General features: G+C 72.9%; 18 protein-coding genes and 1 pseudogene. 4 read left to right on the forward strand and 15 right to left on the reverse strand.

Annotation, left to right across the window (positions count from 1 at the left end):
• Window positions 1–70 precede the first annotated feature (70 nt).
• From AOK03_RS31245 to AOK03_RS31260, 4 genes are read right to left on the reverse strand one after another with little or no spacing between them, the layout of a single operon-like run.
• Window positions 71–1,159 (reverse strand): NAD(P)H-dependent flavin oxidoreductase, encoded by a 1,089-nt coding sequence (locus AOK03_RS31245; RefSeq protein ID WP_055568751.1) that lies wholly within the window; start codon window positions 1,157–1,159, stop codon window positions 71–73.
• Between the two features lie 8 nt (window positions 1,160–1,167).
• Window positions 1,168–1,941, reverse strand: coding sequence for a CoA-transferase subunit beta (locus tag AOK03_RS31250; RefSeq protein WP_055568733.1), 774 nt, complete (start codon window positions 1,939–1,941; stop codon window positions 1,168–1,170).
• Window positions 1,938–2,855: a CoA transferase subunit A gene (locus AOK03_RS31255; RefSeq protein ID WP_244177821.1), complete on the reverse strand. Its 918-nt coding sequence runs from the start codon at window positions 2,853–2,855 to the stop codon at window positions 1,938–1,940. The genes AOK03_RS31250 and AOK03_RS31255 overlap by 4 nt, the downstream gene beginning before the upstream one ends.
• Window positions 2,852–3,616, reverse strand: coding sequence for an enoyl-CoA hydratase family protein (locus tag AOK03_RS31260; protein WP_055568734.1), 765 nt, complete (start codon window positions 3,614–3,616; stop codon window positions 2,852–2,854). Before AOK03_RS31260 ends, AOK03_RS31255 begins: the two co-directional genes overlap by 4 nt.
• A gap of 68 nt (window positions 3,617–3,684) precedes the next feature.
• Between AOK03_RS31260 and AOK03_RS31265 the strand changes: the two genes are divergently transcribed.
• The 3 genes from AOK03_RS31265 (at window position 3,685) to AOK03_RS31275 (ending at window position 6,338) form a co-directional block, all read left to right on the forward strand.
• Window positions 3,685–4,449 carry an SDR family oxidoreductase gene (locus AOK03_RS31265; protein ID WP_055568735.1) on the forward strand — a complete coding sequence of 255 codons (765 nt, stop codon included), beginning with the start codon at window positions 3,685–3,687 and terminating at the stop codon, window positions 4,447–4,449.
• 21 nt (window positions 4,450–4,470) lie between these two features.
• Window positions 4,471–5,427 carry an SDR family oxidoreductase gene (locus AOK03_RS31270; protein WP_055568736.1) on the forward strand — a complete coding sequence of 319 codons (957 nt, stop codon included), beginning with the start codon at window positions 4,471–4,473 and terminating at the stop codon, window positions 5,425–5,427.
• Window positions 5,428–5,582: 155 nt separating this feature from the next.
• Complete coding sequence (locus tag AOK03_RS31275; protein ID WP_055568737.1) at window positions 5,583–6,338, forward strand: type 1 glutamine amidotransferase; 756 nt, start codon at window positions 5,583–5,585, stop codon at window positions 6,336–6,338.
• 2 nt (window positions 6,339–6,340) lie between these two features.
• On the opposite strand, the pseudogene pcaD reads toward AOK03_RS31275, so the two are convergent.
• From pcaD to AOK03_RS31305, 6 genes and pseudogenes are all read right to left on the reverse strand, one after another.
• Window positions 6,341–7,114: pseudogene (pcaD, locus tag AOK03_RS31280) on the reverse strand (3-oxoadipate enol-lactonase); the annotation flags it as partial.
• On the reverse strand, window positions 7,111–8,433 hold the full coding sequence (gene pcaB, locus AOK03_RS31285; RefSeq protein ID WP_055568738.1) for a 3-carboxy-cis,cis-muconate cycloisomerase: 1,323 nt from the start codon (window positions 8,431–8,433) through the stop codon (window positions 7,111–7,113). The pseudogene pcaD and the gene pcaB, both read right to left, overlap by 4 nt.
• Entirely contained in the window at window positions 8,430–8,993 is a 564-nt protein-coding gene (gene pcaG / locus AOK03_RS31290; protein WP_055568739.1) for a protocatechuate 3,4-dioxygenase subunit alpha, read from the reverse strand. The genes pcaB and pcaG overlap by 4 nt, the downstream gene beginning before the upstream one ends.
• The gene (pcaH, locus tag AOK03_RS31295) at window positions 8,993–9,706 is read right to left on the reverse strand and encodes a protocatechuate 3,4-dioxygenase subunit beta (protein WP_055568740.1); all 714 of its coding nucleotides are present in this window, start codon (window positions 9,704–9,706) and stop codon (window positions 8,993–8,995) included. The genes pcaG and pcaH overlap by 1 nt, the downstream gene beginning before the upstream one ends.
• 65 nt (window positions 9,707–9,771) lie before the next feature.
• Window positions 9,772–10,419 carry a CoA transferase subunit B gene (locus AOK03_RS31300; RefSeq protein WP_055568741.1) on the reverse strand — a complete coding sequence of 216 codons (648 nt, stop codon included), beginning with the start codon at window positions 10,417–10,419 and terminating at the stop codon, window positions 9,772–9,774.
• A complete protein-coding gene (locus AOK03_RS31305) occupies window positions 10,419–11,174 on the reverse strand; it encodes a CoA transferase subunit A (RefSeq protein WP_055568742.1) in 756 nt (251 codons plus the stop codon). The genes AOK03_RS31300 and AOK03_RS31305 overlap by 1 nt, the downstream gene beginning before the upstream one ends.
• A gap of 176 nt (window positions 11,175–11,350) precedes the next feature.
• Here AOK03_RS31305 and AOK03_RS31310 point away from each other — a divergent pair, with 176 nt between their 5' ends.
• Window positions 11,351–11,821 (forward strand): MarR family winged helix-turn-helix transcriptional regulator, encoded by a 471-nt coding sequence (locus AOK03_RS31310; protein WP_055568743.1) that lies wholly within the window; start codon window positions 11,351–11,353, stop codon window positions 11,819–11,821.
• Window positions 11,822–11,827: 6 nt separating this feature from the next.
• Here AOK03_RS31310 and AOK03_RS31315 read toward each other — a convergent pair whose 3' ends face one another.
• The 5 genes from AOK03_RS31315 to AOK03_RS31335 all read right to left on the reverse strand — a co-directional run bounded on the left by AOK03_RS31315 (window position 11,828) and on the right by AOK03_RS31335 (window position 17,177).
• The gene (locus AOK03_RS31315; protein WP_055568744.1) at window positions 11,828–12,763 is read right to left on the reverse strand and encodes a DUF3048 domain-containing protein; all 936 of its coding nucleotides are present in this window, start codon (window positions 12,761–12,763) and stop codon (window positions 11,828–11,830) included.
• 40 nt (window positions 12,764–12,803) lie between these two features.
• Window positions 12,804–14,606 carry a hydroxysqualene dehydroxylase gene (locus tag AOK03_RS31320; RefSeq protein ID WP_055568745.1) on the reverse strand — a complete coding sequence of 601 codons (1,803 nt, stop codon included), beginning with the start codon at window positions 14,604–14,606 and terminating at the stop codon, window positions 12,804–12,806.
• Between the two features lie 213 nt (window positions 14,607–14,819).
• A complete protein-coding gene (locus tag AOK03_RS31325) occupies window positions 14,820–15,890 on the reverse strand; it encodes an ATP-dependent DNA ligase (RefSeq protein WP_055568746.1) in 1,071 nt (356 codons plus the stop codon).
• Between the two features lie 205 nt (window positions 15,891–16,095).
• On the reverse strand, window positions 16,096–16,629 hold the full coding sequence (locus AOK03_RS31330; protein ID WP_055568747.1) for a GNAT family N-acetyltransferase: 534 nt from the start codon (window positions 16,627–16,629) through the stop codon (window positions 16,096–16,098).
• A complete protein-coding gene (locus AOK03_RS31335) occupies window positions 16,626–17,177 on the reverse strand; it encodes a hypothetical protein (protein ID WP_157869125.1) in 552 nt (183 codons plus the stop codon). Before AOK03_RS31335 ends, AOK03_RS31330 begins: the two co-directional genes overlap by 4 nt.
• Window positions 17,178–17,628 lie beyond the last annotated feature (451 nt).

Genomic DNA, 17,628 nt, shown 5'->3' on the forward strand with positions numbered 1-17,628 from the left:
AATCGCCGGACGGGCTGAATCCTGGCCCGGGTTCTCGGTTGGCGGGCGGGCTGAATCTGGGCCCTGGTCCTCAATCGCCGGACGGGCTGAATCCTGGCCCGGGTTCTGGTTCTGGTTCTGCGTGCAGGTGGTCCAGGGTCTTTGTTGCCTCCGCCATGACGCGTTCCACCAGCTCCGCGCACGACGGCAGGTCGTCTATCAAGCCCGTCACCTGGCCGGAGGCCATGACGCCCGCCTCCGGGCGTCCGTCCACCATCGCCGACCTGAGCATCATGGGCGTGTTCGCCGCCAGGAGCACCTGGCTCCACGTCAGGTCCTTGCCGTGCCGCATCGCCAGGCCGTCGCGTGCCATCTGCCGCCAGCCCATCCCGGAGATCCTCCGGAACGCCGCCGCGTGCCGAACCGCGCGCGTCAACGACGCGACCCTGCCCGACTTCTCCAGGTCCGCCACCAGCTCCGTGCGCAGCATCCGGTGCGGGAGGCCGTCCACGCGCGTCGTGACCGTGACGTCCTTGACCGACGCCGCCAGATAGCGGGCCTTGACCGCGTCCGGCACCGTCGAGTCCGAGGTGAGCAGGAAGCGGGTGCCCATGGCCACGCCCGCCGCGCCGTAGGCGAGGGCGGCGACCAGACCGCGGCCGTCGTAGAAGCCGCCCGCCGCGATCACGGGGATGTCCACCGCGTCGACGACCTGCGGCAGCAGCACCGTGGTGGCGACCTCGCCCGTGTGACCGCCGCCCTCGCCGCCCTGCACGAGCACGGCGTCCACACCCCATGCGGCGACCTTCTCCGCGTGCCGTCGCGCGCCGATCGACGGGATGACCACCACGCCCGCGTCCTTGAGCTCGGCGATCAGTTCCCGGGACGGCGCGAGGGCGAACGACGCCACCCGCACCCCTTCGTCGATGATGACCCGGACCCGGTCCCGCGCATCGCCCGCGTCGGCCCGCAGGTTGACCCCGAAGGGCGCTGCCGTACGGGACTTCACCTCGCGGACGGCCGCACGGAGCTGTTCGACCGTCATGGTCGCGGAGGCCAGGATGCCGAGCGCCCCGGCGTTCGCGGTCGCGGACACCAGGCGGGGGCCCGCGACCCAGCCCATGCCGGTCTGCACGATCGGGTGCCGGACGCCGGTCAGCTCGGTCAGTGCCGTCCGCAGGGTGGGTGTCACGGGCGCACCTCGCGGTCGCGCAGGCCGCCCGGGTCCACGACGTCCCGGATCAGCCGCAGTTCCTCGGCGGTCGGCTCACGGGTGTACGGGACGCCGCCGTCCGGCACGGCCAGGGGGAACCCGGTGGCCTCGCGCACCTGGTCGAGCGTCACGCCCGGGTGCAGGGACACCACGCGCATCGCGTGATCGGGCGTTCCGAAGTCGAAGACACCGAGGTCGGAGACGACGCGGCGGAGATCGTGGAAGCGGGTCGCGGAGGGCCCGGCCGCGGCCGCGCTGTCGTATCCGACACCGCTGATCATGTCGACCTTCTCGACGAACACGCGCGCTGAGTGCCTCGGGATCCAGTAACTCACCGGATTGTTGAGGGTGTTGACCGGGGCGCCGCGCACGCCGAGCAGCTGGCGTTTGGGGCGCGCCCAGTCGCCGATGCACGAGATGTTCTGGTTGCCGAAGCGGTCGATCTGACTGGCGCCCATCATTACGTGCCGCTTGCCGCCCATGACCATCGTCAGGTGCTTGCGGTACGGCAGCCAGCCCTCGGTCACCGCCGACGCCGCGCCGACCGCGGGGACATCGCCGATGAGCAGGGCCTCGCCGTCCGTGAGCAGCAGGTCGGGGGAGAAGGTCAGCTTGGCGAGGCGCGCCGCGATGGACGGGACCGTGCCCATGGGGGAGGCCAGGATCTCGCCGTCGGCCCGCCAGGCCTCCGCGCAGGCGATCACGCAGTACTCGGCGCGGGTGGTGGTCCGCTCGGTGGTCGACGTCATCGCTGCTCCTTGTGCCAGGCCTGGACGGCGAGTTGGTACTCCTGCTCGGTGCCGGTGAGGAAGCGGGCGCGGAAGGCCTCCCAGGCGTCCGGGTCGGCCGCCGCCGTCACGTAGGCCTTCTGGAAGGGCTCGTCGCGGCCGTAGTCGGGCACGCAGGAGGTGAAGTGCGCGCCGCCGGGCGTCTCGGTCACGCCCGTCACCGCGTGCCGGGACACCAGCATCGTCTGGGGCACGGCGTGGGCGGTGAGCTCGGCGGAGTCGACGATGCGTTCGCAGGAGACGTACGCGGCGTCGGCGGCCTCGCAGAACAGGTCGTCGAAGTAGGGGTCGGGGCCCAGGTACTGGCCGTTGCCGAAGCGGTCGGCGCGGTTCATGTGCACCAGGGCCGCGTCCATCCGCAGGGCGGGCACGGCGACGAGCTCCTCCTCGTCCTCGTACGGCGAAGTGACCGTGCGCAGCCGGGGGTTGACCCGCAGGACGTCGGAGCCGAGGCCCGCACGGATCGGCAGGAACGGGAGCCGCTGGACGCCCGCGGTGAGGCCCTGCATGAACATCGCCTCGTCCAGCTCGACGAGTTCGAGGTCCGCCCGCTCGCGTGCCGCCCGGAAGTGCGGCTCCAGGGGGATCGTGTCGAGGGTCGTGAAGGCCGTGACCAGTTTGCGGATCCGGCCGGCCGCGGCGAGCAGGCCGATGTCCGGGCCGCCGTACGAGACGACGGTCAGGTCCGTGACGTCGGAGCGCAGCAGGGCGCGCACCAGCGCCATCGGCTTGCGGCGCGAGCCCCAGCCACCGATGCCGAGCGTCATGCCGCTCTCCAGGCGCCCCACGATCTCGTCGGGCGTCATCTGCTTGTCGGTCCTGTGGGTCGTGCCGGTCGTGTCGGTCCTGCGGGTCGTGTCTGTCTCGTGGGTCATGCCCTGCCCTTCCCTTGCGTCCCTTGCTGCCCGAAGTCGTCGCGGATCCGGTCGGCCAGGCCGCTCAGGTTCGCCTCGAAGGTGAAGCCCTGCTCGAAGCGGTAGCTGCGGTGCACGTCTACGGGGTCGATGCCGTTGATCGCCGCCTTCGCGAAACGCAGCAGTGTGCCGTCCTTGCGGGCGATCTCACCCGCCAACTCCATTGCGGCCCTGCGCAGTTCCGCGCGGGGCACGACCTGCCATACGGAGCCGTGCGCATGCAGGTCGGCGGCCGTCGCGGTGCGCGAGGTGTAGTACAGGGCGCGCATCAGGTGCTGCGGCACGAGACGCGCCAGGTGCGTGGCCGCGCCGAGCGCGCCCCGGTCCAGCTCGGGCAGGCCGAAGGTGGCGTCCTCGCTCGCCACGATCGCGTCCGCGTTCCCCACGAGGCCGATGCCGCCGCCCAGACAGAAGCCGTGCACGGCCGCCACGACGGGCACCTCGCATTCGTACACCGCCGAAAACGCTTCGTAGCACCCCCGGTTGGCGCCGATCAGCGCGGTGTGGCCGGTGTCGCGCTGCATCTCCTTGATGTCCACGCCCGCGTTGAACCCCCGGCCCTCGGCGGCGAGGACGACGCAGCGCGTCTCGGGGGCGCGGCCCGCGGCGCGGACCGCGGCCGCCAGGTCGTACCAACCCTGCACCGGGAGGGCGTTGACGGGTGGGTAGTCGACGGTGACGACGGCGATGCCCTTGTCCGGGGCGGAGGTGGAGACAGACATCAGACGATCCGCTACCTTTCAACCACACGCCTTCAACCAAACATTTGTTAGTTGGAAAGGTAGCAGCGATGACTGACACACGACAGGTGGTCGTCGTGACCGGCGGCACCCGCGGCGTCGGTGCCGGAATCGCCCGGAGCTTCCTCGCCGCGGGGGCGCGGGTCGTGATCTGCGCCCGCAGGCCACCGGACAAGCCCGTCGAAGGGCCGGGCGGGACCGCCGAGTTCAGGCCGCTCGACCTGCGCGACGCGGCAGCCGTCACCGACTTCTTCGGTCAAATCGCCGCCGACTACGGGGCGGTGGACACCCTGGTGAACAACGCGGGCGGCACGCCGTTCGGACTGCTCGCCGAATCCGCTCCGGCCCGCCAGGCGAAGATCATCGAACTGAACCTGCTCGCCCCGCTCCACGCCTCCCTGGGCGCCTATGAAGTGATGCGCGGTCAGGAGGCCGGGGGCAGCATCACCATGATCGGCAGCGTGAGCGGGACCCGGCCCTCGCCCGGCAGCGGAGCGTATGGAGCGGCCAAGGCGGGCCTGGAGAACCTCGCCGGGACCATGGCCGTCGAGTGGGCTCCGGCCGTGCGCGTCAACACGGTGGTCCTCGGCCTGGCCCGCACCGAGAGCGCGGCCCTCCACTACGGCGACGAGGAGGGCATCGCCCAAGTCGCGCGCACCGTCCCGCTGGGCCGTCTCGCCGACCCCTCCGACGTCGGCGACGCCTGCGTCTTCCTCGCCTCCGACCGGGCCCGGTACATCAGCGGTGCCGCGCTCCGGCTGCACGGCGGCGGTGAACGCCCCGCGTTCCTGTCCGCGGCGTCCGTCAACCACTGAACGCAATCGAGGAGTTCTGCCATGACGTCAGCTGCCAGGTCCACGTCCGCGTCCGCGTCCGGGTCCGGGACCGGGCTCTGCGAAGGCCGCGTCGTGCTCGTCACCGGTGCGGGCCGAGGCCTGGGGCGTGCGCACGCGCTCGCGTACGCGGCCGAGGGCGCCCGGGTCGTGGTCAACGACCTCGGCGTGGGGCCCGACGGATCGGGAGGTTCCGGCGGGCCCGCCCACGAGGTCGTCGAGGAGATCCGGGCGGCGGGCGGTGACGCCGTCGCGCACGGCGGCGACATCGCGACCTCCGAGGGCGCCGCCTCGCTGGTGCGGACCGCGCTCGACACGTACGGACGCCTCGACGTCGTGGTCAACAACGCGGGCTTCCTGCGCGACCGGATGCTGGTCAACCTCGACGAGGACGCCTGGGACGCCGTGATGCGCGTCCACCTCAAGGGACACTTCCTTCCCCTCAAGCACGCGGGAGCGCACTGGCGTGCCGAGGCGAAGGCGGGCCGCACTCCGCACGCGTGCGTGGTCAACACCAGCTCCGGAGCCGGTCTCCTGGGCAGCGTCGGGCAGGGCAACTACAGCGCGGCCAAGGCGGGAATCCTCGGCCTGACCTTCGTCGCCGCCGCGGAACTCGGTGCCTACGGAGTGCGTGTGAACGCCGTCGCGCCCGCCGCCCGCACCCGTATGACGGAGCAGACCTTCGCCGACACGATGGCGGCCCCCGAGGACGGCGCCTTCGACGCGATGGCCCCGGAGAACGTCTCCCCCCTGGTCGTCTGGCTCGGCTCCACCGCCTCCGCGGGGGTCACGGGCCGGGTCTTCGAGGCCGAGGCGGGCCGCATCACCGTCATGGAGGGCTGGCGCCCCGGCCCGACCGCGGACAAGGGGGCCCGGTGGACTCCGTCGGAGGCGGGCGAGACGGCGCTGAAGCTGCTCGCGGAGGCGGAGGTGCCGCAACGGGTGTACGGGGCGCGCTGACCGGACCGGAGGGGAATCGCGGAGCGGACCGTGCGAGGTGGGCCGCGCGGAGTGGATCCGACCAGGTCGGGATCCACTACTCAGGCCTCTGACCTGCTGCGTTAGGGTGGAATCCGGTCATCCCATGCCTCCCCCGCCTGCCAGGAGATCCCCGCATGCCGCCCCCGCGCACCGTCCTCATCCTCCAGCACGTCGAGGTCGAGAAGCCCGGCCTCATCCTGGACGCGCTGGACGGCAGCGGTCTCCACGTGGACGTACGAAATGTGCTGGACGTGCCCGGGGTGTCGGCGGACGATCTGCCGGCCGTCGGCGACCTGGCGGGCCTCGTCGTCATGGGCGGCCCGATGAACGCCGACGACCTGACGGGTCACCCGGCGCTGAAGCTGGAGCGGGACCTCCTGGTCGACGCGGTGCGGGCCGGGGTGCCGACCCTGGGCGTGTGTCTGGGGGCGCAACTCCTCGCCCGCGCCCTGGGCCTGGCCGTCAGGACCGGCGCCGAGCTCGGCCACGGCAGCGAGCTCGGCTGGTCCCCGCTGCGTGACGTCGACCGCGACGACCCCGTTCTCGGCCCGCTGGCCGACGCGCCCGCCGTGCTCCACTGGCACGGCGACCGCATCGTGCCCGGCCCCGGTGCCCAGGTGCTGGCCCGCACCGACACCACCGAGTGCCAGGCGTTCCGCGCCGGACCCGCGGCCTGGGGGCTGCAGTTCCATCTGGAGGTCACCCCCGCCCTCCTGGACGACTGGCTCGCCGAGCCGTCCTTCGTCGACGAGGCCACGGAGGCCCTCGGCCCCGACGCCGTCGACCGGCTGCGGTCGGATGCCCGGGCCGTGGCCCCGGCTCTGCGTCCGGCGGCGGAGCGGAGCCTGGCCCACCTGAGGTCGCTGTTCACGGCCCGCGCGGGTCTCTAGGTCTGCGCCGCGCCCGCGAAGTGGGTGCGCAGGGCCTGTGCCACCGCCTCGGGGCGCTCCGCCGCTGCCAGGTGCGAGGCGTCCGCGAGCTCCAGCAGGGAGGCGTGCGGCACCGCTTCGGCGATCTCCCGGGCGTGGGTGGGCGGTGTCGCCGGATCCTCGCGACCGGCGATGACCAGTGTGGGCGTCACGATCGTCGTGAGCGCGCCCCGCATGTCGTACGCGGCCAGGGCCTCGCAGCACGCGGCGTACGCGCCGGGGTCGGCCGACCGGAGGTCCGCCACGAGGCGGGGCACCGTGAACCCGGGCGTGAACCAGCGCCCGGGGGCGGCATCAGCCAGCCCGGCCAGACCCTCGCGGCGCGCCAGCGCGGCCCGTTCGCGCCACGGCCCGTCCCCGCCGAAATGCGCCGATGAGCAGATCACGGCGAGCCGCTCCACCCGCTCGGGGTGCCGGGCCGCGAGATGCAGCCCCACGGCGCCGCCGAGCGAGACACCGGCGTACGAGAATCGGTCGATGCCGAGCGAGTCGGCGAGCGCGAGGACGAGCGCGGCGAGGTCGGCGACCGTCGCGCCGGGGCCGATGAGGTCCGCGGGGGAGCCGCCATGGCCCGGCAGGTCCCAGCGCACGATGCGGTGGGACCTGGACAGTTCGGGTGCGACCGCGTCCCAGAGGGCGGTGGAGGTGCCCAGGGACGGCCCGAGGAGGAGCGGGGGCGCGGTGTCTGTGCCCTCGACGGTGTGGTGCGGCAGCCTGCCGTCCGGTTCGATGGTCAACGTCGCTCCAGGGCACGGTCGATGAGGTCACCGGCGTAACCGGTGTAGTGGGCGGGGTCGGTGAGCGCGGCGAGGTCGAGGTCCTGAAGGGCGGGTTCCTCGGCGAGGACGTCCGCCAGCGTGCGCCCTTCGGCGCGGGCCCGCCCCGCGGCCCCGGTCAGCAGCTCCTGCGCGGCGACCCTGCCGAGCACGGGCGCGAGCTCGGCGGCCACCCGCTCCGAGACGATCGACCCGCCGGTGAGGCGGAGGTGTCCGCGCATCGCCGCCGGGTGGACGCGCAGCCCCTCGACGAGCTCCGCGCCGTCCCGGGCCGCGCCACCGGCCAGCCGCAGCAGGTCCCGCAGCGGCTCCCACTCGGCGTGCCAGGCGCCCGCGGGGCGCTCGTCCTCGGCGACGAGCGAGCCGAGGAGGGTGGCCGCGAGGCCGGGCGCGCGGCGGGCGGCCGCGGCGACGAGCGTGGCGCGTACGGGGTTGGCCTTGTGCGGCATCGCGGACGAGCCCCCGCCCGCGCCCTCGGAGAGTTCCGCGATCTCGGTGCGGGACAGGGTGAGCACGTCGGCCGCCACCTTGCCGAGGGCGCCCGTGGTGAGCGCGAGGGCGGAGGCGAGATCGGCGACGGGCGTACGAAGGGTGTGCCAGGGCAGTTCGGGCGCGTGCAGCGCGAGCTCACGGGCGAAGGCCGAGGTGAGCGCCTCGCCTCCGTGACCGCACTCCCCGTCCGCCCGAAACGCGGCCAAGGTGCCTGCCGCGCCGCCCAATTGGGCCGGCAGGCTCGTGCGGACCCGGGTGAGGCGGTCCCGCGCGTCGAGGATCAGGGAGCGCCACCCCGCGGCCTTCAGGCCGAACGTCGTCGGCACCGCGTGCTGGGTGAGGGTGCGGCCCGGCATCGCCGTGTCCCGGTGCGCGGAGGCGAGACCGGCCAGCGCGCGCTCCGCGCGGGCCAGCTCCGTGCGGATCAGTTCCAGTGCCCGCGCGGACAGCAGCATCAGTGCCGTGTCCAGGATGTCCTGGCTCGTCGCGCCCCGGTGCACGTGCGGCGCCGCCTCGGCGGGCACCGCCGCTGCCAGCGCCGCCACCAGCGGGATCACCGGGTTTCCGCTCTCCCGCGCGCGGAGGGTGATGTCCCGCGCGTCGAACCGGCCGACGTCCGCGGCCGCTTCCCGCACCGCGGCCGCCGCGCCCCGGGGCGTCAGCCCCACCTCGGCCCGGGCGCTGGTCAGCGCGGCCTCGGCGGTCAGCAGGGCTTCGAGGAAGGCCAGGTCGGAGGTGGCGGCGGCCACCGGCGAACCGACGGAGCCCGGCGAGAACAGGCCGCTCATGCGGGCCCCTGCGGGAACTCGAGGAAGACCGTCTCGTCGGCCCCCTGGAGGTGGATGTCGAAGCGGTACGTCCGGGGCGCCTCGCCGCGGGCGACCAGGGTGGCCCGCCCTGCCGCGTCCAGGGAGCCGAGCAGCGCGTCACCGGGCTCGTCCACCAAGTACGCCCGTGTGTACAGATGGTGCAGCAGACCGCGTGCGAAGACGGCGAGCGAGACGTACGAGACACCGCCCGGCGGCAGCGTCCGCACGGCCCAGTGCCCGTCGGCGTCGGTGGCGACCCGGCCGAACCCGGTGAACGCGACGCCGTCCCGCCCCAGGGCCCGACCCGTGGCGGGGTCGCGCCGCAGCGAGCCGGGGACGCCCGCGCGCGAGCCGTCGGGCCCGGGCTGCCAGGTCTCGATCAGGGCGTCGGGCACGGGCTGCCCCTCGCCGTCGAACACGTATCCGTGCAGGGTGATGGTGTCGGGGTGTCCGGCGGGCGCCACGTCGCCGCCGCGCGGGAAGGGCAGCGCGTAGCCGTAGAAGGGGCCGACGGTCTGGGAGGGCGTGGGAGCGGGCATCAGCGGGCGTCGCCCTCCTGGAAGAACGTCGCGGACGGGCCGTCCAGGACGATGTCCCAGCGGTGGCCGAGCGACCACTCGGGGACGGACAGGTCGTGGTCGTAGGCACAGACGAGGCGCTGCCGCGCCGACTCGTCGCTCACCGAGCGCAGGATCGGGTCGTACGGGAAGAGCGGGTCGCCCGGGAAGTACATCTGCGTCACCAGACGCTGGGCGAACGCCGTGCCGAAGAGCGAGAAGTGCAGGTGGGCGGGGCGCCAGGCGTTGGTGTGGTTGTGCCAGGGATAGGCGCCCGGCTTGATGGTCGTGAAGGAGTACGCGCCGCCGTCGTCGGTCAGACAGCGGCCGAAGCCCGTGAAGTTGGGGTCGAGCGGTGCCGGGTGCCGGTCCAGCTGGTGCGCGTAGCGGCCCGAGGCGTTGGCCTGCCAGAGCTCGACGAGCTGGCCGCGCACGGGCCGCCCCCGGCGGTCGACGACCCGGCCGCTCACGGTGATGCGCTCGCCCAGCGGCTCGCCCGGATGCTGCCGCGTCAGGTCGCTGTCCAGGGCGGCCACGTCGGTGACGCCGAACGCGGGGCCGCTCAGCTCCACCGCCTCCGGGTCGCGCAGCGGGACCAGTGGCCGCTTGGGGTGGCGCAGCCGACTGCTGCGGTACGGCGGATGGTCGCGGGGCGGGTGGTGCTCGGCGCCCGCTCCGGCAGTGGTGAGGGTCATCTCTTGTGGCTCCGTACGACGTAGTAGCGGTGTCGGAGAAGTGCGATGTCACCGGCGAGGCGCGCTCACGACGGACAGCCGTCCGGGACGTGGACCTCGGCCGCCGTCTTCGCGACGATCTCCTCGACGGTGACGCCAGGCGCCGCCTCGACCAGTTCGAGACCGCGCCCCGTCACCTCCAGGACGCCGAGGTCGGTGATGATCCGGTCGACGCAGCCCTTGCCGGTCAGCGGCAGCGCGCACTCGTCGAGGATCTTCGCCGAGCCGTCCTTCGCGGTGTGCGTCATGACGACGATGACGGTGCGGGCGCCGTGCACGAGATCCATCGCCCCGCCGATCCCGGTGATCAGCTTGCCCGGGACCGCCCAGTTGGCGAGGTCCCCGCGCGCGGAGACCTGCATCGCGCCCAGCACGGCCACGTCGATGTGGCCGCCGCGGATCATCCCGAAGGAGAGCGCCGAGTCGAAGAAGGAGGCGCCGGGCAGCACGGTCACGGTCTCCTTGCCCGCGTTGATCAGGTCGGGGTCGGCCTCCGCCTCGGCGGGCCAGGGACCCACGCCGAGAATGCCGTTCTCCGACTCCAGGACGACTTCCACGCCCGGCGGCAGGTGGTCGGGGATCAGCGTGGGCAGACCGATGCCGAGGTTCACGTACTGGCCGTCGCGTAGTTCGCGCGCGGCGCGGGCGGCCATCTCCTCACGGGTCCAGGCCATCAGCCGCGCACCGTCCGCTTCTCGATCAGCTTGTCCGCCGCCTGCTCGGGGGTGAGTGCCACCACCCGGCGTACGAAGATGCCCGGCAGGTGCACCGCGTCCGGGTCGATGGCGCCGGGCTCCACGAGCTCCTCGACCTCCGCGACGGTCACGCGTCCGGCCATCGCGGCGAGCGGGTTGAAGTTGCGGGCGGATCTGCTGAAGACGAGGTTGCCGTGCCGGTCGCCCTTGGCCGCGCGCACCAGCGCGTAGTCGGTGCGGATGCCGCGCTCCAGGACGTACGGCGTGCCGTCGAACTCCCGCACCTCCTTGGCCGGGGACGCGAGCGCGACCCCGCCGTGCCCGTCGTGGCGCAGGGGGATCCCGCCCTCGGCGACCTGGGTGCCCACTCCGGCCGGGGTGTAGAACGCGGGGATGCCCGCGCCGCCCGCCCGCAGCCGCTCGGCGAGCGTGCCCTGCGGGATCATCTCCACCTCCAGCTCGCCGCTGAGGTACTGCCGCGCGAACTCCTGGTTGGAGCCGATGTAGGAGCCGGTGACGTGGGCGATCCTGCCCGCCGCCAGGAGCAGCGCGAGGCCCGAGTCCATCGCCCCGCAGTTGTTGGACACGACGCGCAGCTCCGCCGCGCCGGACGCGTGGAGTGCGCGGATCAGTTCGTTCGGCACGCCGCTCAGTCCGAATCCGCCGACCGCGATAGAGGCGCCGTCACGGACGTCGGCCACCGCTTCGGCAGCCGTGGCCACCACCTTGTCCATCCGAGCGGCCTCCCTCTCCGTCCTCCATTGATCAGGGCACTGACCATTCCGGCGAGGATAGGGTGATGCCAACTGCCGTGCAAGGGGTGGTCAGTTGAGCGGGCCCGGCAGGTAATGTTCAGTGCACCGACGGAAACGTCGGAGGAGTCGAGGAGACGAAGGAGCGGAGGGATCCTATGAGGGCCGTGGACCTCGCCACCCATCCCGGGCATCTCGCCCGACGGCTGCAGCAGGCGCATCACCTGCTGTGGAACACGATGGTGTCCGAGGAGATCACCTCGCCGCAGTACGCCGTCCTCAACGCTCTCGTCGCCGAACCGGGCCTCGACCAGCGCACGGTGGGGGAGCGGGTGGGCCTGGACCGGTCCACCATCGCCGAGGTCGTCGCCCGGCTCATCCGCCGGGAGCTGCTCGCCAAGGTGCGCGACCCGCGGGACGGCAGGCGCTGTCTGCTCCGCGTCACCGACGAGGGCCTGCGCACGCACCGCAAGCTGACCATGCGGACCGCCCGGATGAACCAGGTGCTCCTCGCCCCGCTCTCCGAGGGGGAGCAGTCCGTCTTCCTCGACCTGATCAGGCGGGTCGCGGACGCGGCGGAGCAACTGCGCGACCCCGTGGTACCGGCCGTCGGGCCCGGCACGGACTGACGGCGCTCACGCCTTCGCGTACACGACCCACACCTGCCCCTTCGCGAACGGCAGTTGCCGTCCGTCGGCCGTCGAGAACTCCGTGCCGCTCTCGGCCGACGGCCGCTTCCACCGTGCCTTGTAGGCACGCCCGTCCCGCAGGACGCTCGCGGAGCCCTGGCCGACCGTCTCGGTGAACGGCGAAACGTTGCCCGAGCGGTCGTGGAAGCGGGACGGCCGCACCTTCACGTACTGCACGACGACCGTCGAGGCGCTCAGCTCCTTGCCGCTCGACGTCCGCGCCCGCTCGCCGTCCATCGCGATGCGCCAACGCCCCTCGTACTCCACCCAGTCGAAGGTGAAGCGTGCCGAGGGGAAGCGGACCGTCCTGGTCGTCCGCGGTGTGCCGCCCTCCGGCCGTGGGCCGAACCGGAACCCCGCGTCGGCCAGGGCACCCGCGCGCGGATCCGCCTTCAGGGCGTTCGGACGTACGAAGAGGTTGTGCGGCGCGGGCTTTCCGCCGCCCCGGTAGTAGGCGCTGCCGGGCGCCTTGCCGGGCGGCAGCGCCCGCACGGGCGCGTCGGCGATCAGTGGAAGCAGCTTGGACTGCGCCCCGGAGAACGCGAGCGCGGGGCGGTCGAACTGCCGCAGCAGTTCGAGATCCGTCTCGCGCGCGCTGCGCACGGGGCCGACGACGGGTGGCAGGCGGGACGCATAGACCGCCATCAGACGGCTGAGACCCGCCTCCACCTGCTCCACGTAGACGACGTCCGCGGCGTCCAGGCCGGTCTGCGGCCGTGCCGGGGCGACGTTGTCGACCTTCACGGCGAGCACGTCGCCGCCCTTCCCCGTCGACGGCTGCTTTCCGTCGACGGGCTCGATCGTGCAGCCGGACACCAGGGCGGCGAGCACGAGCGCCACCGCCGCCCCGGTCCCGGTACGTGTCCGCGTCCGCCGTCTCATGCGGAAGTCCTACCCCGAACACGGCCGGAACCGCATCCCCTCAGCCCAGATCGAGCGCGTTGCGCAGCCCCAGCCGGTAGCGGGTGCGGTCGTGGCGCTTGAGGGCCTCGACCTCGGGGACGCGGTACAGCGGCGTCACCGTGCACGGCGCATGCGTCGAACCCACCTGCTTCAGCAGGGCGTTGACGGCCTGGCGGGCCGACGCGTTGGCGCCCTCCATCGTCGCGAGGTCGATGTCCACGGAGACGTAGTCGCCCGAGAGGAAGAGGTTCGGGATCTTCGTGGCGGCCGACGGGCGGTTGTGGAAGGTGCCCACGGGGTGGATGAGGAGCTGGTCCTCGTTGGTCGGGTTCGGCGTGCCGAGCCCGTCGACGCCCGGGTCGAGGAACCACGAGTGCAGCTTGCTGTCGCTGAGGACCGTCTTGCCGGTGTCGTTGAGGGCGGCCTTGAGCTGCGCCCACACCTCCTTGGCGACCTCCTCGCGGGTGCACTGCTTGGCCGTCTTGCCGTACAGGATCCCCGGCTTGTCCCATTCGGAGATGTCCACCGAAAGGCACTCGACCGCGACGCCGTCGCCGTAGTCGGCGGGGAAGTCCCGCTCCGGCCAGTGCCCGGCCTGGGCGATGCCGGTCAGGGACCAGGGCGAGTCGATGAGGTTGAAGTGGCCCTTCACGACGGGCGGGCGTTCCGTCAGATAGAACTGGATGCCCGTCATCCAGTCCGTCTCCAGCTTGTCGCAGCGCGCCAGTTGGGGGTCGGCCGCCTTGAGCGCGGCGCTCCACGTCCGGCGCGCGTGCTCCACGGGCATGGCCTGGACGTAGTGGTCGGCGGTGATGTCACGGCGTACGCCGTCGGGGTCCTCGATGACGGTCTTGGTGATGCGGCCGTCGCCGAACGCCAGCTCGCGCACGGTCCAGCCGATGCGGAACTCCACGCCGAGCGACGTGAGGTGGGTGACCCACGGGTCGATCCACGCCTCGTTCGTCGGCGCGTTCAGGATGCGGTCGGGCGGGCCGTCCGCGCCCTGGCCGAGCGCGTTGAGGACGAAGGCCTCGCCGAGCGTGCCGACGGTGCGGGTGCTGGCCTCCTCCGCCTTGGTCGCCACGATGTTGCGGGTCACGCCGATGACGAGGATGCGCTGGTAGTCCTTCGACATCCGCTCGGCGCGGGTGAACTCCCACCAGGGCGTCGACTCCCAGTCGTCGTTGCGGCGTTCGTCGCAGCTGGTGAAGAAGACGAGGGCGCGGTTCACGAAGTACGCGGCCTCGTGGGCCGGCAGGTTGGCCGCGGTGTCGACCAGCGCGGCGAGGGCCCGCTTGATGTCGTCGAGGGTGAGTTTCTCCGGGTCGTGGCCCGGCCACGGGATCGGCAGCCGGATGTCCTCGCGGCCGGTGCGCGCGAACGACATCTCGCGGGGCGCGATCAGGTTGTCCCACACGCCGTTCGGGTTCCCGGGGAAGGGAATGCGGCGCATCGTGTCGGGGAGGTTGTGATAAATGCCCGGGATGAAGCGGAAGCCGTGCTCGCCGGGCAGTGGCTTGCGGTTGCCCTTCGCGCTGTTCGGCACGTCCATGCTGCGGGCCTTGCCGCCGAGTGCCCTGCGTTCGTAGACGGTGACCGCGAAGCCGCGCTCCACCAGCTCGTGGGCCGCGGTGAGCCCGGCGACACCGCCGCCGAGGACCGCCACCGACGGCTTGCCCCGTGGCGCTTCCGCGGCGCCGGGCGCGGCCGCCGCGGCGGGCGGCGCCCCCGCTCCCACTCCCAGCGCGGCCGCTCCGCCCACCGCCGCGGCCCCCGCGACGAATCCCCGTCGCGTGCTTCCCTCGGCACGACTGTGCCCCATGCCCCGCCCCCCTTACCGTCGGTAACTGACGTGTCAGGCGGAGGAGCATACGGTCACGCCCACAGGGGCGGAAGATACGTGGGAGCGGAATCGAACATTGGCGTGATCGGAGTGGTGCGTGGCGGTGCAGTGCCTGCTCGGCCGGTCCGTGTCGTGAGGCCCGTCGGTCAGTCGGGCGGGCCGTCGGTCAGTCGGGCGGCCGATCCGGCGGGGTCAGTCCGTCGAACCCAGGACGTCGTCGAGAGCGTGTCGCACCGGCTGCTCCAGCTGGGCGTACGTGCAGCTCTCCGGGCTCCGGTCCGTGCGCCATCTGCGGAAGGCGGCCGTGTGGCGGAAGCGCCGCCCGTTCTCCATGTGGTCGTACGCCACCTCGCAGACCCGCTTCGGGCGCAGCGGTACCCAGGACAGGTCCTTCTTGCCCGACCAGCGGCTCGGGGCGCCGGGCATGCGGGCCGTCTCGTGCGCCGCCCCGTCCGTCCAGGACGCCCACGGGTGACCGGCCGCGGACTCCATGCGCAGCGGCTCCAGCTCCTCGACGAGCTCGGCGCGGCGCTTCATCGAGAACGCCGCGCACACGCCCACGTGCTGCAGGGCGCCCCCGTCGTCGTACAGCCCGAGCAGCAGCGAGCCGATGACGGGACCGCTCTTGTGGAGGCGGTAGCCCGCGACCACGCAGTCCGCCGTGCGCTCGTGCTTGATCTTGAACATGAGGCGTTCGTTCTGGCGGTAGCGCAGGTCGAGCGGTTTGGCGATGACACCGTCCAGGCCCGCGCCCTCGAACTGCTCGAACCACACCTGCGCCACGTCGGGGTCCGTGGTCGCCGGTGCCAGGTGAACGGGCGCCGTGACGCCGGACAGCGCCTTCACCAGCAGGGCGCGGCGGTCGGCAAGGGGTGTGTCGAGCAGCGCCTCGTCCGCGAGGGCGAGGAGGTCGAACGCGACGAACGAGGCGGGGGTGCGCTCGGCGAGCGTCGCCACGCGGGACGCGGCGGGGTGGATACGCTCCGTGAGCGCGTCGAAGTCGAGGCGCCCGTCCTCGGCGATCACGATCTCGCCGTCCAGCACGCACCGCTTCGGCAGCCGTTCGCGCAGGGCGGCCACCAGCTCGGGGAAGTACCGGGTCAGGGGCTTGCCGGTGCGACTGCCGAGCTCGATGTCGTCGCCGTCGCGGAAGACGATCGCACGGAACCCGTCCCATTTCGCCTCGTACTGCATGCCCGGCGGGATCTTCTTCACGGGCTTGGCGAGCATGGGCTTCACGGGCGGCATCACCGGCAGATCCATGATTCAAATCTATGCGGCGTGCACGTGGTCCGCCTGTTCAGCGCGGGCCCGGGAAAGCCCAGGTCAACGACCAGGTCAGTAGTGCGGCAGCTCGGGGCTCTTCGTGGCGCTTCCGTACGGCTGCGCGGTCGGCTGGACCGGTGCCTCGCGTTCCGCACTCACCCCCTACGGGACATGCCCTGATCGGCGAGGTGCCCCGGGAGGCTCAGGCCTCGTACTCCGTGAGGTCGATGGCGTGGACGCGCAGCGGGTGGCCGGACACCGGGTGGGTGGTTTCGCGGTCCGGGACCATGCCGAGCTTCCGGACGACGTTGGCGGAGGCCTGGTTGCCGATCCGGTCGATGCTGATGACGCGGTCGAGACCGCGGTCCTGGAGGGCGAACTCCAAGGTGGCCTGCGCGGCTTCCGAGGCGTAACCCTGGCCCCAGAACTGGGCGCCGAGCCGCCAGCTGATCGCGACGGCAGGCAGCACCTCGGGCAGGAACTCGGGGACGGAGAGGCCCGTGAACCCGGCGAGCTCGCCGGAGGCGAGGAGCTCGACGGCGAAGAGCCCGAAGCCCTCGTCGTCCCACTCCTCCTCCCAGTGCTCGATGGCCTCCGCCGTGTCGTCCAGGTCGTGCACGGGGCCGCCCTCGACCCACCGCATGACCCTCGGGTCCGCGTTGATCTCCGCCATGGGCGCGAGGTCGTCGTCGTGCCAGCGACGCAGAATGAGGCGGGGGGTGCGGATCTCGGTCATGGCCCCCATCCTGCCGAAGGCGGGACCACCTGCGAAATCGGCCCCCGGCCGGTCAGCCACTCCAGCACCTCGACCGCCCGGTAGGGCCCGCCGTCCGGGCTCAGCTCCGTCAGGAAGTCGAGGTCCTGGCCCAGGGTGACGACCGGCGGTTCGTCGCGTCCGGAGGGGTGGCGCTGACCGAGTCCGACGGTGGCCAGGAGTCCGTTGCACAGACAGAGGCGGCCCTCGGTGTCGGTGGCCGAGCCGCCCTTGCGGCGGTAGGCGGCCGCCGGTTCGGCGGGGCAGCGGTAGCCGATCGCCCCCTTGGCGGTGCGGTAGGGGACACGGAGGTAGCCGAGGTCGCACACGTCGCGGCGGGCTGTCCGGACTGCGGGGTCGGACAGTGTGCCCGCCAACTCGGCGACCTTGAAGGGGAAGCCGGTCGGGGACGCCATCGGATCGTTGCGCACCTTCAGCGTCCCGGCGCGGGCCCGCGTCCTCAGCGCGTCGCGCAGACCGGGCTGCAACCCCGACTCCTCGCACAGCGCGAACGCGCTGCCGACCTGCACACCTGCCGCGCCCAGGGCGCGCGCCGCCGCGAGCCGTGCCGGGTGGGCGGCGCCCCCCCGCGAGCCAGAAGGGGATGCCGATCGCCGCCATCTTCGCGAGGTCGGGGTGATCGCGCGGCCCGTAGACGGGTTCGCCCGCCGCGTCGAGCCGCAGCGCGCCGCGGGGCGGAGCGCTGTGGCCGCCCGCGCCATGGGCCTCGATCACGAAGCCGTCGGGGGTCGTGGCTTCGTCGCGGGTCAGGTACGCGGCCAGCAGCGGCAGCGACACGATGGCGAGGACGTCCGGCCGCCGCAGCGACGGTCGGGCGGGACCGGGTGATGACGGTGCGACGGTGGGCCTCTCCGTCGGGGCGAGCGACTCGATCCGTACGTCTTGCACCCGCGCCCGCGCCTGTGTCCGTACCCGTACCTGTCCCCGTCCGTCCGCAGGCGCCGCCGCCCCGCGGCAGCC

The sequence above is a fragment of the Streptomyces atriruber genome, from assembly GCF_001418325.1.
Lineage (GTDB): Bacteria > Actinomycetota > Actinomycetes > Streptomycetales > Streptomycetaceae > Streptomyces > Streptomyces atriruber.